The sequence below is a fragment of the Streptomyces sp. NPDC059874 genome, from assembly GCF_042731135.1.
Classification (GTDB): Bacteria; Actinomycetota; Actinomycetes; order Streptomycetales; family Streptomycetaceae; genus Streptomyces.
In genome coordinates, this window is sequence record NZ_JBHWJY010000108.1 from 1 (window position 1) to 25,149 (window position 25,149).

At 71.7% G+C, this 25,149-nt stretch carries 24 protein-coding genes and 2 pseudogenes; 16 read left to right on the plus strand and 10 right to left on the minus strand.

Annotated features, from left to right (window positions below; all coding sequences use genetic code 11):
* Positions 1–47: 47 nt before the first annotated feature.
* Positions 48–1,070, minus strand: a complete 1,023-nt coding sequence (locus tag ACFV9H_RS37240) for an endonuclease/exonuclease/phosphatase family protein (RefSeq protein ID WP_385407571.1) — start codon at positions 1,068–1,070, stop codon at positions 48–50.
* 298 nt (positions 1,071–1,368) lie between these two features.
* Between ACFV9H_RS37240 and panB the strand changes: the two genes are divergently transcribed.
* The 3 genes from panB (at position 1,369) to ACFV9H_RS37255 (ending at position 4,210) form a co-directional block, all read left to right on the plus strand.
* A complete protein-coding gene (gene panB / locus ACFV9H_RS37245) occupies positions 1,369–2,247 on the plus strand; it encodes a 3-methyl-2-oxobutanoate hydroxymethyltransferase (protein WP_385407574.1) in 879 nt (292 codons plus the stop codon).
* Between the two features lie 110 nt (positions 2,248–2,357).
* On the plus strand, positions 2,358–3,359 hold the full coding sequence (locus tag ACFV9H_RS37250) for an ATP-binding cassette domain-containing protein (RefSeq protein WP_385407577.1): 1,002 nt from the start codon (positions 2,358–2,360) through the stop codon (positions 3,357–3,359).
* Positions 3,356–4,210 (plus strand): ABC transporter permease, encoded by an 855-nt coding sequence (locus ACFV9H_RS37255; protein ID WP_385407579.1) that lies wholly within the window; start codon positions 3,356–3,358, stop codon positions 4,208–4,210. The genes ACFV9H_RS37250 and ACFV9H_RS37255 overlap by 4 nt, the downstream gene beginning before the upstream one ends.
* A gap of 59 nt (positions 4,211–4,269) precedes the next feature.
* Here the strand turns inward: ACFV9H_RS37255 and ACFV9H_RS37260 are convergent, their stop codons facing one another.
* Positions 4,270–7,848, minus strand: a complete 3,579-nt coding sequence (locus ACFV9H_RS37260) for a BTAD domain-containing putative transcriptional regulator (protein WP_385407581.1) — start codon at positions 7,846–7,848, stop codon at positions 4,270–4,272.
* Between the two features lie 73 nt (positions 7,849–7,921).
* On the opposite strand from ACFV9H_RS37260, the gene ACFV9H_RS37265 reads away from it, so the two are divergent.
* Together ACFV9H_RS37265 and ACFV9H_RS37270 are read left to right on the plus strand one after the other, a co-directional pair.
* The gene (locus ACFV9H_RS37265; protein WP_385407583.1) at positions 7,922–8,722 is read left to right on the plus strand and encodes a site-2 protease family protein; all 801 of its coding nucleotides are present in this window, start codon (positions 7,922–7,924) and stop codon (positions 8,720–8,722) included.
* A gap of 55 nt (positions 8,723–8,777) precedes the next feature.
* Positions 8,778–9,083: a barstar family protein gene (locus tag ACFV9H_RS37270; RefSeq protein WP_385407585.1), complete on the plus strand. Its 306-nt coding sequence runs from the start codon at positions 8,778–8,780 to the stop codon at positions 9,081–9,083.
* A 37-nt stretch (positions 9,084–9,120) separates the two neighbouring features.
* On the opposite strand, the pseudogene ACFV9H_RS37275 reads toward ACFV9H_RS37270, so the two are convergent.
* The 3 genes and pseudogenes from ACFV9H_RS37275 to npdG all read right to left on the minus strand — a co-directional run.
* A pseudogene (locus ACFV9H_RS37275) lies at positions 9,121–9,408 on the minus strand (IS5/IS1182 family transposase); the annotation flags it as partial.
* Between the two features lie 14 nt (positions 9,409–9,422).
* Positions 9,423–9,605: a hypothetical protein gene (locus ACFV9H_RS37280; protein WP_385407588.1), complete on the minus strand. Its 183-nt coding sequence runs from the start codon at positions 9,603–9,605 to the stop codon at positions 9,423–9,425.
* 109 nt (positions 9,606–9,714) lie between these two features.
* Complete coding sequence (gene npdG, locus ACFV9H_RS37285) at positions 9,715–10,419, minus strand: NADPH-dependent F420 reductase (protein ID WP_385407591.1); 705 nt, start codon at positions 10,417–10,419, stop codon at positions 9,715–9,717.
* Between the two features lie 94 nt (positions 10,420–10,513).
* Between npdG and ACFV9H_RS37290 the strand changes: the two genes are divergently transcribed.
* Positions 10,514–11,119, plus strand: a complete 606-nt coding sequence (locus ACFV9H_RS37290) for a hypothetical protein (protein WP_385407593.1) — start codon at positions 10,514–10,516, stop codon at positions 11,117–11,119.
* A gap of 16 nt (positions 11,120–11,135) precedes the next feature.
* On the opposite strand, the gene ACFV9H_RS37295 is transcribed toward ACFV9H_RS37290, so the two are convergent.
* A complete protein-coding gene (locus ACFV9H_RS37295; protein WP_385407595.1) occupies positions 11,136–11,372 on the minus strand; it encodes a hypothetical protein in 237 nt (78 codons plus the stop codon).
* An 82-nt stretch (positions 11,373–11,454) separates the two neighbouring features.
* Here ACFV9H_RS37295 and map point away from each other — a divergent pair, with 82 nt between their 5' ends.
* Both map and ACFV9H_RS37305 read left to right on the plus strand, forming a co-directional pair.
* The gene (gene map, locus ACFV9H_RS37300) at positions 11,455–12,312 is read left to right on the plus strand and encodes a type I methionyl aminopeptidase (RefSeq protein WP_385407597.1); all 858 of its coding nucleotides are present in this window, start codon (positions 11,455–11,457) and stop codon (positions 12,310–12,312) included.
* Between the two features lie 130 nt (positions 12,313–12,442).
* A complete protein-coding gene (locus ACFV9H_RS37305) occupies positions 12,443–13,090 on the plus strand; it encodes a heme oxygenase (biliverdin-producing) (RefSeq protein ID WP_385407599.1) in 648 nt (215 codons plus the stop codon).
* On the opposite strand, the gene ACFV9H_RS37310 is transcribed toward ACFV9H_RS37305, so the two are convergent.
* Positions 13,080–13,775 carry a PhzF family phenazine biosynthesis protein gene (locus tag ACFV9H_RS37310; RefSeq protein WP_385407601.1) on the minus strand — a complete coding sequence of 232 codons (696 nt, stop codon included), beginning with the start codon at positions 13,773–13,775 and terminating at the stop codon, positions 13,080–13,082. The genes ACFV9H_RS37305 and ACFV9H_RS37310 overlap by 11 nt on opposite strands.
* Positions 13,776–13,973: 198 nt before the next feature.
* Between ACFV9H_RS37310 and ACFV9H_RS37315 the strand changes: the two are divergent.
* The 4 genes and pseudogenes from ACFV9H_RS37315 to efeU all read left to right on the plus strand — a co-directional run.
* Positions 13,974–14,225: pseudogene (locus ACFV9H_RS37315) on the plus strand (ATP-binding cassette domain-containing protein); the annotation flags it as partial.
* A gap of 240 nt (positions 14,226–14,465) precedes the next feature.
* On the plus strand, positions 14,466–15,620 hold the full coding sequence (gene efeO, locus ACFV9H_RS37320; RefSeq protein ID WP_385407603.1) for an iron uptake system protein EfeO: 1,155 nt from the start codon (positions 14,466–14,468) through the stop codon (positions 15,618–15,620).
* Positions 15,621–15,655: 35 nt separating this feature from the next.
* Complete coding sequence (efeB, locus tag ACFV9H_RS37325; RefSeq protein WP_385407605.1) at positions 15,656–16,957, plus strand: iron uptake transporter deferrochelatase/peroxidase subunit; 1,302 nt, start codon at positions 15,656–15,658, stop codon at positions 16,955–16,957.
* 64 nt (positions 16,958–17,021) lie between these two features.
* The gene (efeU, locus tag ACFV9H_RS37330; RefSeq protein ID WP_385407608.1) at positions 17,022–17,870 is read left to right on the plus strand and encodes an iron uptake transporter permease EfeU; all 849 of its coding nucleotides are present in this window, start codon (positions 17,022–17,024) and stop codon (positions 17,868–17,870) included.
* A gap of 164 nt (positions 17,871–18,034) precedes the next feature.
* Here efeU and ACFV9H_RS37335 read toward each other — a convergent pair whose 3' ends face one another.
* Together ACFV9H_RS37335 and ACFV9H_RS37340 are read right to left on the minus strand one after the other, a co-directional pair.
* A complete protein-coding gene (locus tag ACFV9H_RS37335; protein WP_385407610.1) occupies positions 18,035–18,904 on the minus strand; it encodes a PhzF family phenazine biosynthesis protein in 870 nt (289 codons plus the stop codon).
* 44 nt (positions 18,905–18,948) lie between these two features.
* Positions 18,949–19,710, minus strand: a complete 762-nt coding sequence (locus ACFV9H_RS37340) for an SDR family oxidoreductase (RefSeq protein WP_385407612.1) — start codon at positions 19,708–19,710, stop codon at positions 18,949–18,951.
* Between the two features lie 108 nt (positions 19,711–19,818).
* On the opposite strand from ACFV9H_RS37340, the gene ACFV9H_RS37345 reads away from it, so the two are divergent.
* Complete coding sequence (locus tag ACFV9H_RS37345) at positions 19,819–21,117, plus strand: Bcr/CflA family multidrug efflux MFS transporter (RefSeq protein ID WP_385407615.1); 1,299 nt, start codon at positions 19,819–19,821, stop codon at positions 21,115–21,117.
* 252 nt (positions 21,118–21,369) lie between these two features.
* On the plus strand, positions 21,370–22,383 hold the full coding sequence (locus tag ACFV9H_RS37350) for a small ribosomal subunit Rsm22 family protein (RefSeq protein WP_385407618.1): 1,014 nt from the start codon (positions 21,370–21,372) through the stop codon (positions 22,381–22,383).
* Here ACFV9H_RS37350 and ddaH read toward each other — a convergent pair.
* The gene (ddaH, locus tag ACFV9H_RS37355; protein ID WP_385407620.1) at positions 22,380–23,189 is read right to left on the minus strand and encodes a dimethylargininase; all 810 of its coding nucleotides are present in this window, start codon (positions 23,187–23,189) and stop codon (positions 22,380–22,382) included. The two genes, ACFV9H_RS37350 and ddaH, sit on opposite strands and share 4 nt — an antisense overlap.
* A gap of 131 nt (positions 23,190–23,320) precedes the next feature.
* Here ddaH and ACFV9H_RS37360 point away from each other — a divergent pair, with 131 nt between their 5' ends.
* On the plus strand, positions 23,321–23,932 hold the full coding sequence (locus ACFV9H_RS37360) for a TetR/AcrR family transcriptional regulator (RefSeq protein WP_385407623.1): 612 nt from the start codon (positions 23,321–23,323) through the stop codon (positions 23,930–23,932).
* Between the two features lie 176 nt (positions 23,933–24,108).
* Entirely contained in the window at positions 24,109–24,858 is a 750-nt protein-coding gene (locus ACFV9H_RS37365; protein WP_385407626.1) for a bifunctional DNA primase/polymerase, read from the plus strand.
* Positions 24,859–25,149: the final 291 nt, after the last annotated feature.

Sequence of the window (25,149 nt, forward strand, 5' to 3'; positions counted from 1 at the left end):
GGCCCCGCCGCATCTGCGGCGGGGCCCCGTTCGCGCGTACTCCCCGGCTAGAGCGTCACCCGCGCCGCGATCGGGAGGTGGTCGCTGCCCGTGCGCGGCAGGGTCCAGGAGGCTTCCGGTTCGATCCCGCGGACCATGATCTGGTCGATCCGGGCCATCGGGAACTGCGCCGGCCAGCTGAAGCCGAAGCCGTCGCCCACCGCGCCCTGCGTCGAGCGCATCTGCGAGGTGACCTCGGACAGCGCGCGGTCGTTCATGGTGCCGTTGAGGTCGCCGAGCAGGATGACCTTCTTCAGCGGTTCCCCGGCGAGCGCGGCGCCCAGCGCGTCGGCGCTGTTGTCGCGCTGGTTCGCGGTGAAGCCGGCGTTCAGCTTGACCCGCACGGAGGGCAGGTGGGCGACGAAGACGGCCACCTGGCCCTGGGCGGTGTCGACGGTGGTGCGCATGGCCCGCGTCCAGCCCATCTTGATGTCCACGGGCCGGCTGGAGGACAACGGGTACTTGCTCCACACCCCGACGGTGCCCTCGACCGCGTGGTACTTGTACGTGCCCGCCAGGGCCTTCGCGTACACGGGGACGACGCTCCCCTTGAGCTCTGTCAGGGCCAGTACGTCGGCCCCGGACTTCGCGATCGATTCGGCGGTGCCGCGCGGGTCGGCGTTGTCGGCGTCGACGTTGTGGGTGGCGACGACCAGGTTGCCGCCGGGGCCGGACTTGTCGGTGACCAGGCCGCCGAAGAGGTTCACCCAGACCGCGGCCGTCAGCAGTATCGCGATCAGCGCGGTCGCGGACTTCCGCAGGACGGCCCCGACCAGCAGCAGCGGGACGGCCAGGCCCAGCCAGGGCAGGAAGGTCTCGGTGAGGCTGCCGAGGTTGCCCACGTCATTGGGCAGCTCCGCGTGGAAGACCATGACCAGGCAGATCAACAGGGCGATCGCGGCCAGCACCAGCCCGCGCCGCCAGATTCCGGGGTCTCCGCGCAGTTCGGCCAGCCGGCGCCGGAAGCGGGACGCGGAGGGCTCGGGCTCCGAGCCGCCGTTCCCCGACTCCGTCATGTACGCCTGTGCCATGCCACTGCCCTCACTGCCGTGCTCGCGCTCCGTCCTCGCCTCTTGACCCTAGGCGATGACCGAAGCCTTCCGTGCCGTACGTCACGACCACCCGACGCGGTCGTACGTCCGGGAGGACGAACGGCCGTACGCCAGGGGTTCCGCTTGCTTCCGCTTGTCACGAAACGCGCACATTGCATCCTCCGGGCAAGGCGTGGTCCCCGCAGCACTTCCGCCTTTGGCCACGCGGATGCCACCATGGTGGGTGAGTCCGGGGACGCCGTAAGGGCGCCTCGAGATGACACAAGGAGCAGTTGCAATGACGCACGCCGTTTCGCCTGCCCGCGAACCCGCAACAGCGCCCTCGTCGGACCCCCGCACCCTGTACGGAGGCACGGGCACCCGGCGCATCACCGTCCGCGACCTGACCCTCGCCAAGGAACGCGGCGAGAAGTGGCCCATGCTGACCGCCTACGACGCGATGACCGCGTCCGTCTTCGACGAGGCCGGGATCCCGGTGATCCTCGTCGGCGACTCCATGGGCAACTGCCACTTGGGCTACGACACCACCGTTCCGGTGACGATGGACCAGATGACCATGCTGTCGGCGGCCGTCGTACGCGGCACGAGCCGGGCCCTGGTCATCGGCGACATGCCGTTCGGTTCGTACCAGGAAGGTCCCGTCCAGGCGCTGCGCAGCGCCACCCGCCTCGTGAAGGAGGCCGGAGTGGGAGCGGTGAAGCTGGAGGGCGGCGAGCGTTCGCTGGCCCAGACCGAGCTGATCGTGCAGGCCGGCATCCCCGTCATGTCCCACCTGGGCCTGACCCCGCAGTCCGTCAACGCCATGGGCTACCGGGTCCAGGGCCGCGGCGACGAGGCCGCGCACCGGCTGCTGCGCGACGCGAAGGCCGCGCAGGACGCGGGAGCGTTCGCGGTGGTGCTGGAGCTGGTTCCGGCCGAGCTGGCCGCCGAGGTCACCCGGTCCCTGCACATCCCGACGGTCGGCATCGGCGCGGGCGCGGAGTGCGACGCGCAGGTGCTGGTGTGGACCGACATGATGGGTCTGACCGGCGGGAAGATGCCGAAGTTCGTGAAGCAGTACGCGAACCTCCGCCAGACCATGAACGACGCGGCGAAGGCCTTCGCCGAGGACGTGGTCGGAGGAACGTTCCCGCAGGCGGAGCACGCCTTCCACTGATCGAGTAGCGCCTCACCGACAGCCCGCCGACCGTGCGTCGGCGGGCTGTCGGCTTCCCGTCGGTCGGCTGTCGGTCGGCTGTCGGTCGTTTGTCAGTGGCGCCTGGTCCCATGGTGGACATGACGCGAAACGACAAGAGCCACAACGCCGTCGAAGTGCGGGGGCTGGTCAAGCACTACGGCGACACCAAGGCCCTGGACGGGGTCGATCTGGACGTCCGCGAGGGCACCGTCCTCGGGGTCCTCGGACCGAACGGCGCCGGCAAGACGACCCTGGTCCGCTGCCTGTCCACCCTGATCACCCCGGATGCCGGCACGGCCACGGTCGCGGGCTACGACGTGGTCCGCCAGCCGCGCCAGCTGCGCCGCACCATAGGCCTCACCGGCCAGTACGCCTCGGTCGACGAGAAGCTCTCCGGCTGGGAGAACCTCTACATGATCGGCCGGCTGCTGGACCTGTCCCGCAAGGACGCCCGGTCCCGCGCCGACGAGATGCTGGAGCGGTTCTCGCTCACCGAGGCCGCCAAGAAGGCCGCGATGAACTACTCCGGCGGCATGCGCCGCCGGCTCGACCTCGCCGCGTCGCTGATCGGCAACCCGGCCGTCCTCTACCTGGACGAGCCGACCACCGGTCTCGACCCGCGCACCCGCAACGAGGTGTGGGACGAGGTCCAGCGGCTGGTCGCCGAGGGCGCCACCGTGCTGCTCACCACCCAGTACATGGAGGAGGCCGAGCAGCTGGCGAGCGAGCTGACGGTCATCGACCGGGGCAAGGTCATCGCCAACGGCAAGGTCGACGAACTGAAGGCCCGGGTCGGCGGCCGCACCCTGAAGCTGCGTCCCGTGGACGCTTCGGACCTGCCGGGCATGGCCCGGTCGCTGGCGGAGGCCGGGCTCGACGGGGTCGCCGGATCGCAGGCCGTGCCCGACGAGGGCGTCCTGCTGGTCCCGATCCTGAGCGACGAGCAGCTGACCGCCGTGGTCGGCCTGCTGGCCGCCCGCGGGTACGCGATCGCCGACCTCGGCACGTACCTGCCCAGCCTGGACGAGGTGTTCCTGTCGATCACCGGCCAGAAGCCCACCATCGAGACGACCGAGGAGGTCGCGGCATGAGCACCGTAACCACGACGAAGCCGGCCGACACCCCGGCCGCCCCCGGCCGCGGCACGGCCGCCGTGCCCTCCGAGGGCCGGATCGGCCTGCGGGCCAACCTGCGGCACATCGGCGCCCTGGTACGCCGCAACGCGCTGCAGATCAAGGCGGACCCGGAGTCGATGTTCGACGCCGTGCTCATGCCGATCATCTTCACCCTGCTCTTCGTGTTCGTCTTCGGCGGCGCGATCTCCGGCAAGGGCAACCAGGAGGTGTACGTCAACTACGTCATCCCGGGCCTGATGGCCATGATGGGCATGAACATCTCGATGGCGGTCGGCACCGGCGTCAACGACGACTTCAAGAAAGGGGTCATGGACCGCTTCCGGTCCATGCCGATCGCCCGGTCCTCCGTGCTCCTCGCGAAGATCGTCGTCGAGGTCGGCCGGATGCTGGTCGCCATCGCGATCCTGCTCACCGTGGGCTTCATCCTGGGCCTGTCGATCAAGGGATCGGTCCTGGACCTGTTCTACTCCATCGGTCTTTCGGCCGTCTTCGGCGCCTCGCTGATGTGGATCTTCATCCTGCTCGGTCTGACGATGAAGACCGCGCAGGCCGTCCAGGGCATGGCGATGCTGGTCCTGATGCCGCTGCAGTTCGGCAGCTCCATCTTCGCGCCGCCGACCACCATGCCGGGCTGGCTGCAGTCCTTCACCGACTACAACCCGCTGTCCAACCTCGCCGACGCGGCGCGCGCCCTGATCAACGGCACTCCGGTGGGCAACTCGGTGTGGATGACGCTGGGCTGGTCGCTCGCCATCACGGCGGTCACCATGCCGCTCGCGGTCCGCAAGTTCCGCCAGAAGACCTGATCCGGGTCGGCCGGTCCGTTCGGATCGCGTCCCGGACGGGCCCCTGACCGGGGGCCGGGTCAGACGAGGGCGGCGGCTTCCTCCAGGGTGAGGCCGCCGCCTTCGGCGTACGCGGCCTCGTAGGCGGTGTCCCCGAGCGCCGCCCGTGCCAGTTCCTCGGCACGGGCGGCGTCCTCGCGTTCCGTGGTGACGGGGAAGTGCCCGGGCGGCAGGTGGGCCCGGTAGGCGCCGAGCAGCCGGGCTGCGTCGTGGGTGCGCCGGGGGCCGCCGAGCGAGGCGAGGGAGAAGGCCGCCGTCAGCAGGTAGACGGCCGACAGCTGCGGGGCGACCATCTTGGCGAGCGGGTCCTGTACCGCGGTCGACGACTCGCGGACCAGGGCCAGCGCCGCTTCGAACTCGCCCTGCTGGTTTTCGATCCAGGCCATCATCGCGCGGAGGAACACGTCGAAGACGGCGTAGGCACCGAAGGCGAACTCCTCGCGCAACGCCCGGATCTGGGCCCGGGCCTCGGGGAAGCGGCCGGTGCGGCCGAGGATGCCCGCGAGGAACATCCGGGCGGCGGGCATGGCCTCGTTGCCGAACTGCTGCACGGTGGCGACGATGCCGGCGAGGATCTCCTCGGCCTCCTCCACCTGGCCGTTCTCGGCGAGGTTCCCGGCCATCCGTACCCGCAACACCGTCACCTGGGCCTTGGCTCCGAGGCGTTCGGCGTGCTCGATGGCCGCACGGTAGTCCTCGGTCGCCGGCCCGTACTGGCCGCGTTTCTCGCGGGCCTCGGCGCGCGCGGAGAGCGCTTCGGCGCAGCCCCAGTCGTCGCCGAGTTCCCGGAAGAGGGCCAGGCTCTCCTCCGCGTCGCGGGAGGCGTCGCCCGCCCAGTCGGCACGGTTGGCGAGGATGTTGGCGCGCAGCTGGAGGGCGGAGGCGAGCTCCCAGCGGTAGCCGAGTTCGCGGGCGGTGACGACGGTCTCGTCGATGACGTGCTTGAGCAGCCCCGGGTCGCCCGCGATCATGACGGCGTAGATCCAGAGGGAGGCGGGGGTCCGGCAGGTCTGCGGGAGCCCGGGCCGGTAGGTGGCGATCACGCCGTCGACCAGGGCCCGTACCTCCGGGGTGTCCCATGTGGCGTTCGTCTGGTCGCGGGCCGCCAGCCGGACGAGGTGCACCGCCCGCCAGGCCTCGGTGAGCAGCTCACCGCTGTAGGGCGGCGGGGTGTCCACGAGCCGCTCGTACACGGGCTCGGCGGGTACGAAGGGCGGCGCGAAGGGGTCGGGGCCGAGGGGCACGGCCGCTTCGGTCCAGTGCCGGGACTCGGTGCGCAGGTCGTGCATGTGCCAGTACCAGCCGAGGGAGTGGATGAGGCACAGCACTTCGCCGGCGTCTCGGGTGGCGACGGCCCGGCGCAGGGCGGTGCGCAGGTTCTCGTACTCGGTGGCGAGCCGGTCGGCGGCGGCGCGCTGACCGTGGCCCCGCAGCAACGGCTCGGTGGTGCGGGCGAGTTCGCGGTAGTGGACGAGGTGGCGACGCTCGGTGGCCTCGCGGTCGCCGCCGGCCGCGGTGAGCTGCTCGGCGGCGTACTCGCCGACGGTCTCCAGCAGCCGGTAGCGCATGGCCGAGCCGTCGGGCCCGGGGGCTGCGACGACGAGGGACTTGTCGACGAGGGAGCCGAGCACGTCGGCGACGTCGTAGCTCGGGTCGGCGCATACGGCCTCCGCGGCGTCCAGATCGCAGCCGCCCGCGAAGACGGACAGCCGCCGCAGGACGGCCCGTTCGGGCTCGTCGAGCAGGTCCCAGGACCAGTCGACGACGGCGCGCAGGGTCTGCTGGCGGGGCAGCACGGTACGGGCGCCGCTGGTCAGGAGCCGGAAGCGGTCGTCGAGCCGGTCGGCGATCTGGCGCGGGGTGAGCAGGCGCAGCCGGGCGGCGGCCAGCTCGATGGCGAGCGGCAACCCGTCGAGGCGGCGGCAGATCTCGGCGGCGGCGTCCGGGTCGTCCTCGGTACGGAACCCGGGCCGGGCGGCGGCCCCGCGGTCCGCGAGGAGCCGCAGCGCGACCGGGTCGGGCAGCGGCTCGACCGGCCGCAGGGACTCCCCCGGCACGCCGAGGGGTTCGCGGCTGGTGGCGAGGATCTGCACGCCGGAGCAGTGCGCGAGGAGTTCCTCGGCGAGCCGGGCGGCGGCGTCGATGACGTGCTCGCAGTTGTCCAGGATCAGCAGGAGCCGGCGTCGTGCGCAGTGCTCGGCGAGCCGGATGAGGGGGTCGTCGCCGTGGCGGTCGGTCAGCGCCCGCAACTCCTCGGCCGCGGCTCCGCGCAGCTTGGTCTCGCGCGCGCCGAGCGCGGCGAGCGCGGCTTCGGCGACGTCCTCCGGATCGTCCACCGGAGCCAGCTCCACGAGCCACACCCCGTCGGGCCAGTCCCCCCGGGCGGCGTGCGCCTCGGCGGCCTCCTGCGACAGCCGCGTCTTGCCGGCCCCACCGGGCCCGAGCAGCGTGACGAGCCGGGCCCGCGCGAGATCGTCCCCGATGACCCCGATGTCGTCCTCCCGCCCGACGAAGGTGGTCAGCCGGGCCCGCAGATTGCCTCCGGCGGGGGTGGACGAGAACTGGCCGTGCCCGACGCCTCCGGCGGGCGCGGGCTGCGGCCGCGCCCCGGGCCGGGCGGCAGCCGTGCCCGCCACCCCGCCGGCGGCAGCCGGGTGCGTGCCTTGCCCGGACCCGCCGAGGGCACCGGCACCGCCGGGCACCTGGCCCGCGCGGGCCGGATACCCGGCCGCGCCGGAACCGGGGTACGTGGCCTCGGCCCCGGGCCCGCCGGGGGCCGGGGGCAGCGCCCCGGAACTGGCGGAGTCCGCGCCGCGGGCACCGTCGGGACCGGGAGCCGGATACCCGGGGGTGGAAGAGTAGGGGCCCGGCCGGTGCTCCGGCGGGGCGAGGAGTTCGGCGTGCAGGGCGCGCAGGGCCGGGCCCGGGTCCGCGCCCAGCCGGTCGGCGAGGTCCCGCCGGACGGACTCGTACGCGGCCAGCGCCTCGGCCGGGCGGCCCGCGTCGCGCAGGGCGCGGATGCGCAGGGCCTGGAGCGGTTCGTCCAGCGGCTGCTGCGCGCACAGGGCGGTCAGCTCGGGCAGGGCGTGCTCGGCCCGGCCCAGGGCGAGGGCCGCCGCGAGCCGGCCCCGGCGCGCGTCGGACCGTACGGCTTCCCAGCGCGCGGCCTCCCCTGCCGGGTCGGGCAGGTCCGCGAGGGCGGGGCCGCGCCACAGGGCGAGGGCTTCGTCGTACAGGTCGGCGGCCTTGGCCGCGTCCCCGTCGGCCAGCGCCGCTTCGGCGGCCCGGGCGAGGCGCTCGAAGCGGTACAGGTCGACGTCCTCCCGCTCGGCGGCCAGCCGGTAGCCGCCGTCCGCGGAACGCACGGCGTCGTGCCCGAGCGCCCGCCGCAGCCGCGCGATCAGGGCCTGCAGGGCGGCCACGGCGTCGGCCGGCCGGTCGCCGGCCCACACCTCGTCGACCAGGAGGTGCGCCGGCACCACCCGGCCCGGCCGCAGCGCGAGCGCCGTGAGCAGCGCCCGCAGGCGTGGTCCGCCGACGGCGACGGGGGTCCCGTCGTCGCGGATGGCCTGGGCGGTGCCGAGAATCACGTAACGCACCGGCCCATTGTCCCCGTCCCCGCACCTGGCCCCGACCCCATTTACGCCGCGGTCCCGGGATAGGTTTCGCCGCATGGGTCATCAGGGGAGCCGCAGCGAGCGGCGCATCAGTTCCGTGTTCCTCGGCATCGTCGCCGTCATGGCGGTCACCGGCTGGGCGGTGTGGACGCAGTACGCGACGAGCACCGGCCTCGCCGTCTTCCTCTTCGTGACGTCGGCGTGGATCGTCTCCCTCTGCCTGCACGAGTACGCGCACGCCCGCACCGCCCTGCACAGCGGCGACCTGTCGGTGGGCGCCAAGGGCTACCTGACGCTGAATCCGCTCAAGTACACGCACGCGCTGCTCAGCATCATCCTGCCGGTGCTGTTCGTGATCATGGGCGGCCTGGGCCTGCCCGGCGGCGCCGTGTACATCGAGCGCGGCCGGATCCGGGGCCGTTGGAAGCACAGCCTCATCTCGGCCGCGGGCCCGCTGACGAACGTGGCGTTCGCCATCGTCTGCACGGCCCCGTTCTGGCTGGACGCCCTCGACGGCGTCCCGCAGGCCTTCCGCTTCGCGCTCGCCTTCCTCGCCCTGCTCCAGGTCTCGGCGGCGATCCTGAACTTCCTGCCGGTACCGGGCCTGGACGGCTACGGGATCATCGAACCGTGGCTCTCGTACGGAGTTCGCCGCCAGGTGGAGCCGCTGGCGCCGTTCGGCCTGATCGCCGTCTTCGCGCTGCTGTGGATCCCGGAGGTCAACGCCTTCTTCTTCGACGTGGTGCGCGACGTACTGTCCGCACTCGGCGTCTCGGACCTGGAGACGTACTGCGGCCGCGACCTCTACCGCTTCTGGCAGGACACCAACGGCTACTGCGCGATCCCGCAGGACTAGGCCCTGTCTCCTTGGACCGCAGTCCAGCTGGTCGAGGGATGGTTACTCTGCTGCGATGGCCAAGAAGACAGAGTCGGAGCTGGTGATTGACCTGCGAGGGCGGTCGATCGAGACGCTCGATGCGTTCTGGGACGCCGTCACCGGACCCTGCGGACTGCCGGAGTGGTTCGGTCGGAATACGGAAGCCTGGCGGGACACCATCCAGACACGAGGCGTCTCCGAGGTCATCGACAGCTACGACGTCCTGGTCGTTCACGTGGACAAACACGGAATCTTCGCAGCGCGGAACCGTGAGTCACGCGCGCTGCGCAGCACGTTTGCGGGGCGGCAGTCGCGACTGGTCGTGCACGAGCCGTGCTGATCACCCCAACCTGGCGTCGGGCCCAGACCAGAATGGCCGCCAAGTGCAGAGCCGGACGGGGCGTGGGTCTGCCGCGTCCGCTGCGCGGCACCTTGATCCTGGCCATGACGGCCTCGAATGCCGGCCGCGTCACCAGACTGACCCACGGTGACGTGGACGGCCAACGGGCGTGCCCGGCTGTCGCTGACCAGGTGGATCTTCCGTCCTCAGGCTGCCGCGGAAGCGTCCGAGTGCGTGATCTTCGGGTTCGGACAGCCGCGTGAATCCGTTCCCAGGCACCGTCAGCAGCCCATCTGATCAGGCGCTTGTTCGCAGTTTGGAACGAAGCTCCAGCCGGAACTACGAGCTGCGCGCGGCCTTCTCCGCCTTGGCCTTGCGCTGGTAGTACCAGGCCATGTTGGACGTGAGGCCCGCGAGCAGGACCCACACGATCCCGAGGAAGCTGCCCTCGACGAAGGCGACCACGGCCGCGGCCACGGCGAGGGCGCAGACGACTACGGCGAAGACGGCAAGGCGGGGCATGGGAAGAGCTCCTCGGAAACACTGATCGGGGTCGAGCCCTCCCAGTGTCCCCCATGCCCCGCAGTGGTCCCGTAAGGACGGGCCGCCCGGCGGCCCGGGGTCTGCCTGGTCAGACGTCCGTGATGCGGAGGCCGGCGTGGGCCTTGTAGCGGCGGTTCGTCGAGATCAGGTTCGCCACCAGGGATTCGACCTGGTGGGCGTTGCGCAGGCGGCCCGCGAAGACTCCGCGCATGCCCGGGATGCGGGCGGCGAGGGCCTGGACGAGGTCCGTGTCGGCGCGGGATTCGCCGAGGACCATCACGTCGGTGTCGATCTCGTCGATCGACTCGTCCTGGAGGAGGACCGCCGAGAGGTGGTGGAAGGCGGCGGTGACGCGGGAGTCCGGGAGCAGGGCGGCGGCCTGCTGGGCGGCGCTGCCCTCCTCGACCTGGAGGGCATAGGCGCCCTGCTTGTCGAAGCCGAGCGGGTTGACGCAGTCCACGACGAGTTTGCCCGCGAGGTCCTCGCGCAGTGCTTCGAGGGTCTTGGCGTGGCCCTCCCACGGCACGGCGATGATCACGATGTCGCTGCGGCGCGCGCATTCGGCGTTGTCCGCGCCCTCCACGCCGAGGCCCAGCTCCTCGGCCGCGGTCCGCGCGCGGTCGGCGGCGCGGGAGCCGATGATCACCTTCTGGCCGGCCCGGGCGAGCCGGTAGGCGAGGCCGCGGCCCTGGTCGCCGGTGCCGCCGAGGACTCCGACGACGAGGCCGGAGACGTCCGGGAGCTCCCACGGGTCCTTGGCCGGCGGCTTCTGCGTGTTGTCCGATGAAGTCATGGGGGCGAGGGTACTGCCGAGTAGACGACAGTCGAAGGGGCGGGAAGGGGAGGAAGGGGTCATCCACGTCCCGTCCATGCGGCAGGATGCCGACATGGACGCCGTGAGAGTCGCGCTGCTGCGCGAGGTGCTCGCCGGTACGCAGTGGCCGGGCGCCGCGCGCCGCTTCGCGGGGGTGCTGCGGCGTTCCGTCGTACCCGCCGGCGGGAACCTGCTGTTGGTGGGGACCGAGAGCTACGAGCCCTGGCACCTGGCGGCGCACCTGGTGGACGAGGCGGCCTGGTCGGGTCTGCCGGAGCTGGCGCCCACGCTCGTACGCCACCACGTGCTGCCCGGGGAACCGCCGCACCTGTCGGTGGGGCTGAGCCGGCTGGAGGCGGCCCGGCGCGGGCACACGCTGCTGGTGGTGGCCCCGCGGGAGCCGGGCGAGGGGCTGCTGGAGCGGGTGCACGACGCCCGGCGCGCGGGGGCGACCGTACTGTCCCTGGACGGCGGGGACGCGGATCTGGGCATGCTGGCGCACGATGTGCTGTCGGTGCCGGAGGGCGCCGCCGAACTGGATCTGGACACCGTGCAGCACCTGGTCAGCGCGGCGGCCGGGGAGAACAGCCTGCCCGCGCAGCGCGGGCCGCGCCGTTTCCGGGACCGGCTGGCGCGGCTGGCCGATCAGCTGACCGCCCCGCCGCCCAGCCGCTGGTAGCCCGGCACGGCCCCCGTCAGGTCGCCGTGCCCTCCTCTTCCTCGCGGGACTTGTCGTTCCACTTGGGGTCGTTCTGCCATTCGAGGTTGCGTTCCTCCGCCGTGTCCATGGCGCGGGCCGCTTCCGCGGGCGTCTCGTACGGACCGAAGCGGTCCTTGGCGGGGCACTCGGGGCCTTCTTCGACCTTCTTGTGGACCAGGCAGTAGTACCACTCGCCCGGTTTGCCCACCTGGCGCTTCTTGAACAGGGCCATCGCTGTCGGGCTCCTCTCGCTACCGCTGCTTGGCACTCTCTGCCGCCATGCTGCCCCATACCCGCTGGATACACTCGCTTGCATGTCTGGCCAGTCGCTGCTCGTTCCAGGCGAGCTCTCTCCCGCCCGTTCCGTTCCCGGAAACATCCGCCGGCCCGAGTACGTGGGCAAGCCGATGCCCACGCCGTACACCGGACCGGAGGTGCAGTCGGCCGAGACCATCGAGGCCATGCGCATCGCCGGCCGGATCGCCGCCCAGGCGATGGAAGAGGCCGCCAAGCTGATCGCGCCGGGGGTGACCACCGACGAGCTGGACCGGGTCGCGCACGAGTACATGTGCGACCACGGCGCCTACCCGTCGACGCTCGGCTACCGGGGCTTCCCGAAGTCCCTGTGCTCCTCGGTCAACGAGGTCATCTGTCACGGCATCCCCGACTCCACCGTCCTGCGCGACGGCGACATCGTGAACCTCGACGTGACCGCGTACATCGGCGGCGTGCACGGCGACAACAACGCCACCTACCTGTGCGGCGAGGTGGACGAGGAGTCGCGACTGCTGGTGGAGCGGACGCGCGAGGCACTGAACCGGGCCATCAAGGCCGTCAAACCGGGCCGCCAGATCAACATCATCGGCCGGGTCATCGAGTCGTACGCGAAGCGTTTCGGCTACGGCGTGGTCCGGGACTTCACCGGCCACGGCATCAACTCGTCCTTCCACTCCGGCCTGATCATCCCGCACTACGACAGCCCGCACGCCACCACCGTCATCGAGCCCGGGATGACCTTCACCATCGAGCCGATGCTGACCCTGGGCACCCACGAGTACGACATGTGGGAGGACGGCTGGACGGTCGTCACGAAGGACCGGAAGCGGACCGCGCAGTTCGAGCACACGCTGGTGGTGACGGACACCGGGGCGGAGATCCTGACCCTGCCGTAGGTCGTTTCCAGGCGTGCTCATTTTTTACCGACAAGGCGTCGGGAACACATTGACTTAGGCATGCCTAAGCAGGAGGATCGGGCTTGGCGGACTTGCCGTCACGCCTGTTTCCTCTTCCTGGAGGTCCGTCTTGGACGCCTTCTCTACGGTCATCCGCGTCGCCTCGCACGAGCAGCACACCGAAGCAGAGACGTCGACCTTCATGAGCGACCTGCTCGGCGGGCGACTCGGCGTGGACGCCTACACCCGCTACACCGAGCAACTGTGGTTCGTGTACCGGGCGCTGGAGGACGCGGCCGAGTCCCTCAAGGACGACCCGGTCGCCGGCCCGTTCATCCAGCCCGAGCTGATGCGCGTCGCCGAAATCGAACGCGACCTCGCGCACCTGCTGGGGCCCGACTGGCGCGCCTCGGTGTCGGCCCTGCCGGCGACCGAGGCCTACGCGGCCCGGGTGGCCGAATGCGCGGCCGAGTGGCCGGGCGGTTACGTCGCCCACCACTACACCCGCTACCTGGGCGACCTCTCCGGCGGCCAGATCATCCGCGACAAGGCGGAGCGCACCTGGGGCTTCGAGCGCAAGGGCGACGGCGTCCGCTTCTACGTCTTCGCGGACATCTCCAACCCGGCGGCCTTCAAGCGCACCTACCGGGAGCTGCTGGACGCGATCGCCGCGGACGACCTGGAGAAGCAGCGCATCATCGACGAGTGCAAGCGCGCCTTCGACTTCAACGGCGCGGTCTTCCGCGAGCTGGGCGAGCAGTTCCCCCTCAGCGCGTAGCCCCTCCGGGGAGGCTGATGGTGCCCCGGTCCGGGCTCGCGGCGAAGCGGACGCGGCCGCCGATTTCCACCGTGCCGTCCGGGCCGGGGGCGGTGAGGATCTGGGAGCCCGCGCCCTGGGTGATGTTCAGGGCGCGGTTCAGCTCGGCCGTCAGGAGGATCGCCGCCGAGCCGGTGGCCTCGTCCTCGGTGATGACCCCGTCGGCGCGGCGCGGGAAGCCGCGGGCCCGTACCCGGCCCGCGGTCTCGTCCTCCCAGGCCCACGCGTACAGCCACCCCTCGCCGGGCGGCGGCGACGGCAGCGCATCCACCTCGGCGACGGATCCGAACTGCTCGGTGCGCTTGCCCTCGACCCATTCGGGGCGGGCCGTGATCCAGGTGAACTCCCCGTCGTCACGGGCCCATACGGACCCGGCGGGCGGCTGGAGCTCCTCGATGTCGAGCAGCCACGCAACCCCGACGAGCGGATGCCCCGCGAAGGACATCCGCGTGCCGGGGGTGCGGATGTCGACGATCCCGCGCTCGGGGTCGTCGACGAAAACCGTCTCGCTGTAGCCCAGTTCGGCGGCGAGGGCCTGCCGCGACGCGTCGTCGGGGCAGGTCCGGCCGTCGCGTACGACACCGAGCAGGTTGCCGAATCGGCCGTCACCCGCACAGAAGACCTTCAACACGTCGAGATCGTTCACGCGGGCATTCAAGCACGGCCCAGGCGAGGTTCGTGCGCCGCCTGCGGGCGAGGAAGACGGCGGCGGTGCCTGCCGCGAGCCCGTTCTTCTTCTGGCTGCTGCTCCGCACCCGCCGCGAGCAAGGAGGCTGGGCGTGACCGGCCACCGCAAGCGGCTGCTCACCCTGTTCGCGAGGAACCGGCGGACCGTCCCCGCCCGCACGCCGGCGCGGTGCCGGCCCTGGTCGGCCAGAACGGCGCGGGCAAGTCCACCCTGTTGGCCGACCTGGTCGCAGATCTTCCCGCCGCCTCCGGCGAGGTACGCATCGACGGGCGCTCGGTGGACGACCGGAGCGCTCCCGACCTCGCGTTGCGCCGCTCCGCCCTCCCCCGGTCGGCGCAATTGTCCTTCCCCTTTCCGGTGGAGGACGTCGTCCGCACGGGCGCCGCCGGCGGTTCCGGTACGGGGCGCCGACCCTTCCGCGGGCCGTTCCGCAGTACGGAACGGTCACCCCGGCTTGACCTCCGCTTGACCCGACCATGGGGTGTCCGTGGAGCCTCCGTGACGGAGCCGTGTCCGGGGCCGGAAAGGTGAGAGCTGAATCACTGGACGAGTGGGTATGGGTCAGGTAAGCCTCGGTTAAGTTAGGTCCGCCTCACCGGCCTCTCCCCCTTGGGACGGCCCGATTCGCCCGACGCCCAGGAGCCCCCTATGCGCCCCGCCCGCCTCACCGTCATCGCCGCCGCCTCCGTCGCGGCGGCCCTGACCGCCGTCACCGGTTGCTCCCAGAAGAGCGACGCGGGCGGCGACGGCGCGATCAAGGTGGCGGCCTCCGACACCGCCTGCGACGTGTCGAAGAAGGAGTTCCCGGCCGGCAAGATCCAGATCGACGTCGAGAACAAGGGCTCCAAGGTCACCGAGGTCTACGTCCTCTTCCCGGACGCCCGCATCGTGACCGAGCGCGAGAACATCGGCCCCGGCACCAAGGCCTCCATCACCGCCGAGATCAAGGCGGGCGACTACGAGATCGTCTGCAAGCCCGGCATGAAGGGCGACGGCATCAGCCAGAAGGTCAAGGCCACCGGCAAGGGTGCCGCCGAGGAGAAGCGCAGCCCCGAGGCGGACGCCGCCGTCGCCGCGTACCGCGCGTACGTGGTCACCCAGGCCGAGGAGACCCTCCCCAAGGCGCAGGCCTTCGCCGACGCCGTCAAGGCCGGCGACATCGAGACCGCGAAGAAGCTGTACGCCCCGTCCCGCATCGGCTGGGAGCGCACCGAGCCGGTCGCCGAGTCCTTCGGTGACATCGACCCGAAGGTCGACGTCCGCGAGGACGGCCTGGAGGCCGGCCAGGACCCGGCGAAGGACTGGACGGGCTGGCACCGCCTGGAGAAGTCCCTGTGGGCCGACAACAAGATCGACGAGAACGACAAGAAGCTCGCCGACACCCTCATCGCGGACCTGACCGACTGGCAGAAGAAGGTCGGCACCGCGGAGATCACCCCCAGCTCCATCGCGAACGGCGCCAAGGAGCTCCTCGACGAGGTCGCCACCGGCAAGGTCACGGGTGAGGAGGAGCGTTACTCCCACACCGACCTGGTCGACTTCAAGGCCAACGTCGAGGGTGCGGAGAAGGCGTTCGAGGTCCTGAAGCCGATCGTCTCGAAGACCGACCCGGAGCTCACCAAGCAGCTGGACGCCCAGTTCGCGGCGATGACCGTCCTGCTGGACAAGTACCGCGCCGACAAGGCCTCCTACGACTTCACCTCCTACGAGAAGGTCGGCGAGCCGGAGCGCAAGGAGCTTTCCGACGCCGTCTCCGCGCTCGGCGAGCCGCTCTCGAAGCTCGCCGCCGCGGTCACGAAGTAAGTCACGGGCAGAGTCGAAGGAGGCGGGAGAGCAGCATGAGCGAGTCGGAGTCGACGGCGGCGCAGCCGGAGCAGCAGTCGGAACACCAGGGCGGCGACGAGACCGGGGCGACCGCGCCCTCGCGGCGTTCGGTCCTGGGCTGGGGCGGGGCCGGGCTCGCGCTCGGCGCGGCCGCGGCCGGCGGTGCGGTGGCCGCGTTCGGCAGCGGGTCCGACATGGTCTCGGCTGCCGCCGCCGGTGCGGCCGTGCCGTTCCACGGCGAGCACCAGGCCGGTATCGCGAGCGCCGTGCAGGACCGTCTGCACTTCGCGGCCTTCGACGTGAAGACGAAGAGCCGCGAGGAGCTGATCACCCTCCTGAAGGAGTGGACCGAGGCGGCCCGCCGCATGACGGCCGGTCTGCCGGTCGGCGAGGGCGGCTTCGGCGGTCTCCCGGAGGCCCCGCCGGACGACACGGGCGAGGCGCTGGGCCTGAAGGCCTCCCGCCTGACCCTGACCATCGGTTTCGGTCCGGGCCTGTTCGCCAAGGGCCGGTTCGGCCTGGAGGGCAAGCGCCCCGAGGCGCTGGTCGACCTTGAGCTGTTCCCCGGCGACAACCTGGACCCGGCCCGCTCCGGCGGCGACATCTGCGTCCAGGCCTGCGCCGACGACCCGCAGGTAGCCGTGCACGCGATCCGTCAGCTGGCCCGCATCGGCTTCGGCAAGACGGTGGTGCGCTGGTCTCAGCTGGGCTTCGGCAAGACCTCGTCGACCACGCCCGAAGAGCAGACCCCGCGCAACATGATGGGCTTCAAGGACGGCACCCGGAACATCTCGGGCACCGACAAGGCGGCCCTGGCCAAGCACGTGTGGGTCGGCGCGGGCGACGGCAGCGACTGGATGACCGGCGGCTCGTACCTGGTGGCGCGGCGGATCCGGATGAACATCGAGATCTGGGACCGCACCCCCCTGCAGGAGCAGGAGGACATCTTCGGCCGCGACAAGGGCGAGGGCGCCCCGGTCGGCAAGTCGAAGGAGCGCGACGAGCCGTTCCTGAAGGCGATGAAGCCGGAGGCGCACGTCCGCCTCGCGCACCCGGACACCAACAACGGCGCGATGATGCTGCGCCGCGGCTACTCCTTCACCGACGGCACGGACGGCCTGGGCCGGCTCGACGCGGGCCTGTTCTTCCTGGCCTACCAGCGGGACGTCCGCAACGGCTTCATCCCCGTCCAGCGCAGCCTGGCGAAGGCCGACGTCCTCAACGAGTACATCCAGCACGTGGGTTCGGCGATCTTCGCCGTCCCGCCGGGCGTCCGCGACAAGGACGACTGGTGGGGCCGGACGCTGTTCGCGTAGTCCCCGTCGTAGGGCGTCGTAGGGCGTCATTGGGCGTAGTAGAGCCCGGAGAGGAACCACCGCCGTGTTCGGCAACTATCTGATCGGCCTGCGCGAGGGGCTGGAGGCCAGCCTGGTCGTCTGCATCCTCGTCGCGTACCTGGTGAAGACCGAGCGCCGGGACGCCCTGCGTCCCATCTGGCTCGGCATCGGGATCGCCTGCGCGATCTCGCTCACCTTCGGCGCGATGCTCGAATTCGGCTCCCAGGAGCTGACCTTCGAGGCGCAGGAGCTGCTCGGCGGCACCCTCTCCATCATCTCGGTGGGTCTGGTGACGTGGATGGTCTTCTGGATGAAGCGCACCGCGCGGCACCTGAAGGCCGAGCTGCACGGCAAGCTGGACACGGCGCTCGCCATGGGCACGGGCGCGCTGGTCGCCACGGCCTTCCTGGCCGTGGGTCGTGAGGGCCTGGAGACCGCGCTGTTCGTGTGGGCGTCGGTACGGGCGAGCGGCGAGGGTTCCTCGGCGCCGCTGATCGGGGTGCTGCTGGGCATCGCGACGGCGATCGTGCTCGGCTACCTCTTCTACCGGGGCGCGCTGAAGATCAACCTGGCGAAGTTCTTCCGGTGGACCGGCGCCATGCTGGTGGTCGTGGCCGCGGGCGTGCTCGCGTACGGGGTGCACGACCTCCAGGAGGCCCGCTTCCTGGGCGGCCTGAACGACAAGGCCTTCGACATCAGCGCGACCGTCCCGCCGGACAGCTGGTACGGGACGCTGCTCAAGGGCGTCTTCAACTTCCAGCCGGACCCCACCGTGCTCCAGCTCGTGGTGTGGGCGCTGTACCTGGTGCCGGTGCTGGCGCTGTTCCTCTTCGAGAAGACCCGCCCGGCGGCCCCGAAGGTGCCGTCCACGGGCGCCACGCAGGTCAACTGACGGGTTGAACGACCGAACGGGCCGTGGTGGCAGGCGCGAACGCCGCTCACCACGGCCCGTTCGCCGTGTCCGGGTTGCGGCACGTGCGAGTGCAGCTCAGCCGAAATCCAGCCCCGCGGGGGTCCGGGGCGGAGCCCCGGCACCGGCGCCGCACCCGCACCCGCTCACGCCAGCCGCACGCCCTCGCCGCCGACCCGCACCCGCGGGTCCCCCGCGCGCAGTTCCACCGTGAGCACCCCCGGCCGCCCCATGTCCTCGCCCTGGTGCAGGGTGAGCACGGAGTCCGCCGGGACCAGCCCCAGCTCACGCGCGTACGCGCCGAAGGCGGCCGCGGCGGCGCCCGTGGCCGGGTCCTCGACGACACCGCCGACCGGGAAGGGGTCCCGTACGTGGAACTCCGCCGGGCCCGCCCGGTGCACCAGCTGGACCGTCGTGAGGTCGAGGCGCCGCATCAGCGCCTCCAGCCGGGCGAAGTCGTACGCGAGGTCCGCGAGCCGGGCCCGGGTGGCGGCGCCGAGCACCAGGTGGCGGGCTCCGGCGTAGGCGACGCGGGGCGGGAACTCCGGGTCCAGGTCCGCCTCCGGCCAGTCCAGCGCGGCCAGCGCCTCCGCGAGGTCGGCCGGGCCGATGTCCTCGACGTGCGGCTCGACGCTGGTCAGCGTGGCGCGGAAGCCGCCGGCCCCGCCCGACGCGGTCACCGACACCGGGACGGTGCCCGCACGGGTGGCGAAGAGCAGCTCGCCGGGGCCGATCCGCTCTCCGAGCGCGACGGCGGTGGCCACCGTGGCGTGCCCGCAGAACGGCACCTCCGCCTTGGGGCTGAAGTAGCGCACGGTGAAGCCGCGGCCGGGCAGGGCTCCGAGCCCCTCGGGCGGGTCGGTCAGGAAGGCCGTCTCGCTGTAGCCCAGCCCGGCGGCGATCTCCAACATCGCGCCGTCGTCGAGTCCGGCGGCGTCGAGGACGACTCCGGCGGGATTGCCGCCTTCCGGATCCCGGGAGAAGGCGGTGTAGCGCAGTACTTCGGCATGATTCATTCGGTCATGATCGACCGCACTCCGCGCCCGTGCAATGAGATTGCTCAGCCCCGCCCGATGTACGGCATCGTCGTCGCCATCACCGTCGCGAACTGCACGTTCGCCTCCAGCGGCAGCTCCGCCATGTGCAGTACCGTGCGCGCCACGTCAGCGGCGTCCATCACCGGCTCGACGGCCAGCTGTCCGTTGGCCTGGAGGATTCCGGTCTGCATCCGCTCGGTCATCTCGGTCGCCGCGTTGCCGATGTCGATCTGGCCGCAGGCGATGCGGTACGGGCGTCCGTCGAGCGACAGGGACTTCGTCATGCCGGTCATCGCGTGCTTGGTCGCGGTGTAGGCGATGGAGTTCGGGCGCGGCACGTGGGCGGAGATGGAGCCGTTGTTGATGATCCGGCCGCCCTGCGGGTCCTGTTCCTTCATCTGGCGGAAGGCGGCCTGCGCGCACAGGAAGGAGCCCGTCAGGTTGACGTCCACGACCGAACGCCACGCCTCGTAGGAGATGTCCTCCAGCGGGACCCCGCCGGGACCGAAGGTGCCCGCGTTGTTGAAGAGCAGGTCGAGGCGGCCGTACCGGGACCGGACCGACTCGAACAGCGCAGTCACGTCGTCCGGATCGCTCACGTCGGCCCGTACGCACAGCATGTCGGCGTCCTCGCCGGCTGCCTTCGCGGTCTCCTCCAGCGGCTCGGCGCGGCGGCCGGCCACGGCCACGGCCCAGCCGGCCGCGGCCAGGGCCAGGGCCACGGAACGGCCGATGCCCGAGCCGGCGCCGGTCACCACTGCGATCTTCTTCGTGCTTTCGTCCATGGGGCCGCAGGGTACGTCACACGAGGCTCCGGTCCCGGGACGTTCCGATAGCTGAGAGCATGGGTCCGGCAGGGGTGCCAAAAGCAGACAAGAGGACTGGAGTTCCGTATGTCGGAGAGAGGCCCCGCGACGGCTCCCTCACAGGGATCGTCGCCCGAATCGCCCTCCGCCCCCGCCACCGCACCCCTGGCAGCCGCACGCCGTACCGGGCTGCTGGTCACGTTCATACTCGGCGGGCTCACCGCCCTCCCCCCGCTGTCCATGGACATGTACCTGCCGGCCCTGCCGGAGGTCACCAGCGCCCTGCACAGCCCGGCCGCGACCATCCAGCTCACGCTGACCGCCTGCCTCGCCGGCATGGCGCTCGGCCAGCTCGTCATCGGCCCGATGAGCGACAAGTGGGGCCGCCGCCGGCCGCTGCTCATCGGCATGGCCGTCTACGTCCTCGCCACCGCGATCTGCGCCCTCGCCCCCTCCGCCGAACTGTTGATCGCCTTCAGACTGCTCCAGGGTCTGGCCGGCGCGGCCGCGATCGTCATCGCGCGGGCCGTCGTACGCGACATGTACGACGGGGTCGAGATGGCCCGCTTCTTCTCCACCCTGATGCTCATATCCGGGGTCGCCCCGATCATCGCCCCCCTCATCGGCGGGCAGGTGCTGCGCTTCTCCGACTGGCGCGGGGTGTTCGTCGTCCTCACCGGGGTCGGGCTCGTGCTGACCCTCGTGGTCTGGCGCAGCCTGGACGAGACCCTGCCGGTCGAACGGCGGCACACGGGCGGCGTGGGCGCGGCGCTGCGGACCATGCGGGGGCTGCTCGGCGACCGCGTGTTCACCGGCTACACCCTGACCGGCGGGTTCGCCTTCGCCGTGCTCTTCTCGTACATCTCCGCCTCGCCGTTCGTGGTGCAGGAGATCTACGGGGCTTCGCCGCAGGCCTTCAGCCTGCTCTTCGGCGTCAACTCCGTCGGCCTGATCGCCGTCGGCCAGGTCAACGGCAAGCTGCTGGTCGGCCGGGTCAGGCTGGACAAGGTGCTGGCCGTCGGGCTGGCGGTGGTCACGGCCGCCGCGGTGTCGCTGCTGCTGATGTCGACGGGGGTGTTCGGGGAGGTCGGGCTGGCCCCGATCGCCACCGCCCTGTTCGTCCTCATGTCGGCGATGGGTGTCGTCCTGCCGAACACCAACGCGCAGGCCCTGATGCGGACCCCGCACGCGGCGGGCTCGGCCTCGGCGCTGATCGGCACCTCCTCCTTCCTGGTCGGCGCGATCGCGTCCCCGCTGGTCGGCATCGCGGGCGAGGACACGGCGGTCCCGATGGCGGTGGTCCAGCTCGTCTGCGGCCTCCTGTCCGTGGGCTGCTTCCTGGGCCTGTGCCGCCCCTGGCGAAGCCAGGAACCCGCGGCGGCCTAGCCCGCATGCCCGGCACCGCTGCTGGGGCTCCGCCCCAGACCCCGCGCCTCAAACGCCGGCGAGGCTGAAATTGCCCTCCGGGCAATCCAGCCCGCACGGTGGCAGGGCTGACCGGCCAAATCCAGCCCCGCCGGCGTTTGAGGCGTGGGGGTTCCCACGGACGAAGTCTGGGGGAGCGTCTGGGGCGGAGCCCCAGTGGCCGGGCCGCACAGGTCTGCGAGGCCACTCGACCCGGCGGCGTAAACTTCGCAGGTGAACGCCGCCTCCGCCCCCACCACCGCCGAGACCCTCCGCACCGCGCTCGGCGGGCTCCTCGACGGGCTGCCGCCCAAGCAGGCCTCGGCCGCCGTCGAGCGGCTCATCGCCAGCTACCGGGGGCAGACCCCGACCGACGCGCCCGTACTGCGCGACCGCTCCGACGTGGCGGCGTACGCGGCGTACCGGATGCCGGCCACCTTCGAAGCCGTACGGTCCGCCCTCGACGGCCTCGCGGAGGCGGCCCCGGACTGGGCCCCGGCCTCGCACGTGGACGTCGGCGGCGGCACCGGCGCCGCGACCTGGGCGGTGGACGCCACCTGGGACGGCCCGCGCGAGACCACCGTCCTGGACTGGGCTGAGCCGGCGCTGAAGCTCGGCAAGGAGCTCGCTCAGGCCTCCCACTCCCCCGTGCTCCGCGCGGCGGACTGGCGGCGGGCCGTCATCGGCTCCGGCATCGCGCTCCCCGACGCCGACCTCGTCACGGTCTCGTACGTACTGGGCGAGCTCACCCCGCAGGCCCGCACCGCGGTCGTCTCCGAGGCGGCCCGCGCCGGTCAGGCCGTGGTCCTGATCGAGCCGGGCACGCCGGAGGGCTACCTCCGCATCCGCGAGGCCCGCGACCAGCTGATCGAGGCGGGCCTGCACGTCGCCGCCCCCTGCCCGCACGACGGCACCTGCCCGATCGAGGTCGGCCAGGACTGGTGCCACTTCTCGGCGCGGGTCAGCCGGTCCTCCCTGCACCGCCAGGTCAAGGGCGGCTCCCTCCCGTACGAGGACGAGAAGTTCAGCTACGTCGCCGCGACCCGTTTCCCGACGGAGCCGGCCACCTCCCGGATCACGCGGAGGCCGCAGATCCGGAAGGGGCTGGTCCTGCTGGAACTGTGCGGCCCGGAAGGCGAGGGCCTGACCCGGGTCAACGTGACCAAGCGTCACGGCGACCTCTACAAGGCCGCCCGGGACGCCGACTGGGGCCAGGCCTGGCCCCCGCCCTCCCCCGAGGACGACTAGGGCCGCAGCTCCTGCGTGCAGCACTTCACGCTGCCGCCGCCCTTGAGCAGCTCCCCCAGATCCATCGGCACCGGCTCGAAGCCCCGGTCCCGCAGCGGTGCGAACAGGCCGGTCGCCTCCTGCGGGAGCAGCACGTGCCGGCCGTCCGAGACCGCGTTCAGACCGAGCGCCGCCGCGTCCGCCGCGTCGGCGATCAGCGCGTCGGGGAAGAGCCGACGCAGTACGCCCTGGCTGCCCGGCGAGAAGGCCGCCGGGTAGTACATGATCTCGTCGCCGTCGAGGACGCTGAGCGCCGTGTCCAGGTGGTAGAACCGCGGGTCCACCAGGTCGAGGCCGATGACCGGGCGCCCGAAGAACTCCTGCGCCTCGTCGTGCGAGAGGGGGCTGGAGCGGAAGCCGCGGCCCGCCAGGATGTAGGTGGCGGTGACGGCGAAGTCGCCCTCGCCCTCGTTGACGTGGGACGGCTCGTGGATGTCCCGGTAGCCGTGCTCACGGAACCACCCGAGGTGGATCTCGGCCTCGGCGGAACGTTCCGGGTAGGCGAACCGGGCGCCGAGCACCCGGCCGTCGACCACCAGGGCGCCGTTGGCCGCGAAGACCATGTCCGGCAGCCCGGGGTCGGGTACGAGGGTCTCGACGGTGTGCCCGAGGGCGCGGTATCGATCCCTGAGGTCCTCCCACTGGGCGAGTGCGAGGGGCAGGTCCACCGGTTTCGTGGGATCCATCCACGGATTGATGGAGTAGGTGACCTTGAAGTGTGCCGGTGGGCACATCAGGTAGCGCCGGGGTGTGGCGTCTCTGCGCAAAGAAGGCTCCTCACGACTTACGACGAGTGTGGAGAGAATCGTCTCTCCTCAAGAAGGACACCGCAGTGAACTGATTGGGTGGTTTACCGGGCAAGGAGGAGACGAGACGTCTCGGTTGGTAGTTTCGAGCCATGACCAGGACCCCTGACGCCACCCGCCGCAGCGACCGCTCCCGGCGGGCCATCCTCGACGCCGCGCTCGCGCTCGTCGGGGAGGTCGGCTACAACAAGCTGACCATCGAGGCCATCGCCGCCCGCGCCGGGGTCGGCAAGCAGACCATCTACCGCTGGTGGTCGTCGAAGGCGGCCGTCCTCCTCGACGCCTCGCTCGCGCTCGCGGGGGACGCGGAGACGGCCGCAGAGTGGACCGGCTTCCCCGACACCGGGGACCTCGCCGCCGACCTGAAGTTCGTCCTGCGGGCGACGGTGGACGAGTTCGCCGAGGAGAAGTACGAGGCCCCCGCGCGCGCCCTGACGGCCGCCGGGGCCACCGATCCCGAGCTCGGCGCACAGTTCAACGAGCGGCTGCTGGAGCCCCAGCTCGCCCTCTACGAGGCCCGGTTGCGCACGGCCCGGGACGCCGGGCAGCTCGCTCCGGACACGGATCTGCGGCTGACGGTGGAGATGCTGTTGGGGCCGCTCACGTACCGCTGGCTGCTGCGGACGGCGCCGCTGACGCACGCTTACGTGGACGCGCTGGTGGACCGGGTGTTGGGCGGGGTGGCCAACGTCACCGCAAGTTGAACCGTGAACACCAGGCGAACAACGTCCCTATTGTGCGGTTATGTGGGGTTAATTGGCTGCCCATCCCCAACCCCCCGGTCGTCAAGAGCGGTCACCCGGGGCTCAGGATGGTGGGACGATGTGAGGGTCTGCCAGGGTGCCAGGGTCTGCCGGGGCAAGGTTTGGTGAGGGGATAGATGGGGTCTGAGTCCGGCCGCGTCACGCGCGGCGCGCAGAGCAGGATTTCCCAGTGGCTGTTGAGGCGCCGGAAACCCGCCGACGAGGACCCCGGACGCGAGCGCGAGGCGCTCCTCCTGTCGGTCGCCGCCGCCGGTCTGCCGCTCGCCCCCGCCGCCCATCCGACCGGCTATCGATGTTCGTGCGACCGCATCGGCTGTCCCACACCGGCCCGACATCCGCTCTCCTTCGCCTGGCAGACCCAGTCGACCACCGACCGCGCCCAGGTCGAACGCTGGGTCCGCAACCAGCCCCAGGCCAATTTCGTCACCGCGACCGGCATGGTCCACGACGTGCTGGACGTCCCGCTGGAAGTCGGCACCGACGCCCTCACCCGGCTGCTGGAGGCCGGCATCGAGGTCGGGCCCGTCGCCGAATCGGGCGGCACCGGCGACCAGGCCCGCATGCTCTTCTTCACCGCCACCCGCGGCACCCCCGAGGACGAGGACGAGTGGTGGCCCTGCGAACTGGACTGCCACCCCGAGACGATGGACGAACACCCGGGCCTGCGCTGGCACTGCCGCGGCAGCTACGTCCTGGTCCCCCCGGCGGCCCTCCCCGGTGACCACGCGGTGACCTGGATCCGGGGCATGGAACACCCCCTCCCGGACCCGCTCACCCTGCTGGAAACCCTGACGGACGCCTGCGCCCAGTACGCCGGCACCACGGACCACACCCCGGCAGCGGTCGCCTGGCCCCTGGGCCGCTAGGGCCTGTCGGCCCTGGGCCGCCTCCACCAGCACCACGGACGGCCGCCCCGACCTGAGCGCGCGCAGCACCCCGAGGCCTCCGGCCGGGTTGTGCCCCTGGCCCGGACCGGCCCGGCCTATGCGGCTCCGCCGCGTGCCTCCCGGCGGGGCTGAGTTTGTCCCCTGGCCGGGACCGGCCCGGTCGGGACGGCTTCGCTGCCGGGGCTCCGCCCCGGACCCCGCGCCTCAATCGCCGGCGAGGCTGGAGTTTCCTGGGCCGGGATCGGCCTGGGTTGGGGCGGTGCCCCGCCG

What these genes read in the sequence shown, in the direction of transcription:
- ACFV9H_RS37290 (WP_385407593.1), top strand. Translation starts at nt 10,514, where the DNA reads ATGGACGCCGTGAGAGTCGCGCTGCTGCGCGAGGTGCTCGCCGGTACG.
- ACFV9H_RS37340 (WP_385407612.1), bottom strand. Translation starts at nt 19,710, where the DNA reads ATGGACGAAAGCACGAAGAAGATCGCAGTGGTGACCGGCGCCGGCTCG.
- panB (WP_385407574.1), top strand. Translation starts at nt 1,369, where the DNA reads ATGACGCACGCCGTTTCGCCTGCCCGCGAACCCGCAACAGCGCCCTCG.
- npdG (WP_385407591.1), bottom strand. Translation starts at nt 10,419, where the DNA reads ATGACTTCATCGGACAACACGCAGAAGCCGCCGGCCAAGGACCCGTGG.
- ACFV9H_RS37270 (WP_385407585.1), top strand. Translation starts at nt 8,778, where the DNA reads ATGGCCAAGAAGACAGAGTCGGAGCTGGTGATTGACCTGCGAGGGCGG.
- ACFV9H_RS37335 (WP_385407610.1), bottom strand. Translation starts at nt 18,904, where the DNA reads ATGAATCATGCCGAAGTACTGCGCTACACCGCCTTCTCCCGGGATCCG.
- efeO (WP_385407603.1), top strand. Translation starts at nt 14,466, where the DNA reads ATGCGCCCCGCCCGCCTCACCGTCATCGCCGCCGCCTCCGTCGCGGCG.
- ACFV9H_RS37255 (WP_385407579.1), top strand. Translation starts at nt 3,356, where the DNA reads ATGAGCACCGTAACCACGACGAAGCCGGCCGACACCCCGGCCGCCCCC.
- ACFV9H_RS37365 (WP_385407626.1), top strand. Translation starts at nt 24,109, where the DNA reads ATGGGGTCTGAGTCCGGCCGCGTCACGCGCGGCGCGCAGAGCAGGATT.
- ACFV9H_RS37240 (WP_385407571.1), bottom strand. Translation starts at nt 1,070, where the DNA reads ATGGCACAGGCGTACATGACGGAGTCGGGGAACGGCGGCTCGGAGCCC.
- efeB (WP_385407605.1), top strand. Translation starts at nt 15,656, where the DNA reads ATGAGCGAGTCGGAGTCGACGGCGGCGCAGCCGGAGCAGCAGTCGGAA.
- ACFV9H_RS37345 (WP_385407615.1), top strand. Translation starts at nt 19,819, where the DNA reads ATGTCGGAGAGAGGCCCCGCGACGGCTCCCTCACAGGGATCGTCGCCC.
- ACFV9H_RS37280 (WP_385407588.1), bottom strand. Translation starts at nt 9,605, where the DNA reads ATGCCCCGCCTTGCCGTCTTCGCCGTAGTCGTCTGCGCCCTCGCCGTG.
- map (WP_385407597.1), top strand. Translation starts at nt 11,455, where the DNA reads ATGTCTGGCCAGTCGCTGCTCGTTCCAGGCGAGCTCTCTCCCGCCCGT.
- ACFV9H_RS37295 (WP_385407595.1), bottom strand. Translation starts at nt 11,372, where the DNA reads ATGGCCCTGTTCAAGAAGCGCCAGGTGGGCAAACCGGGCGAGTGGTAC.
- ACFV9H_RS37360 (WP_385407623.1), top strand. Translation starts at nt 23,321, where the DNA reads ATGACCAGGACCCCTGACGCCACCCGCCGCAGCGACCGCTCCCGGCGG.
- ACFV9H_RS37265 (WP_385407583.1), top strand. Translation starts at nt 7,922, where the DNA reads ATGGGTCATCAGGGGAGCCGCAGCGAGCGGCGCATCAGTTCCGTGTTC.
- ACFV9H_RS37250 (WP_385407577.1), top strand. Translation starts at nt 2,358, where the DNA reads ATGGTGGACATGACGCGAAACGACAAGAGCCACAACGCCGTCGAAGTG.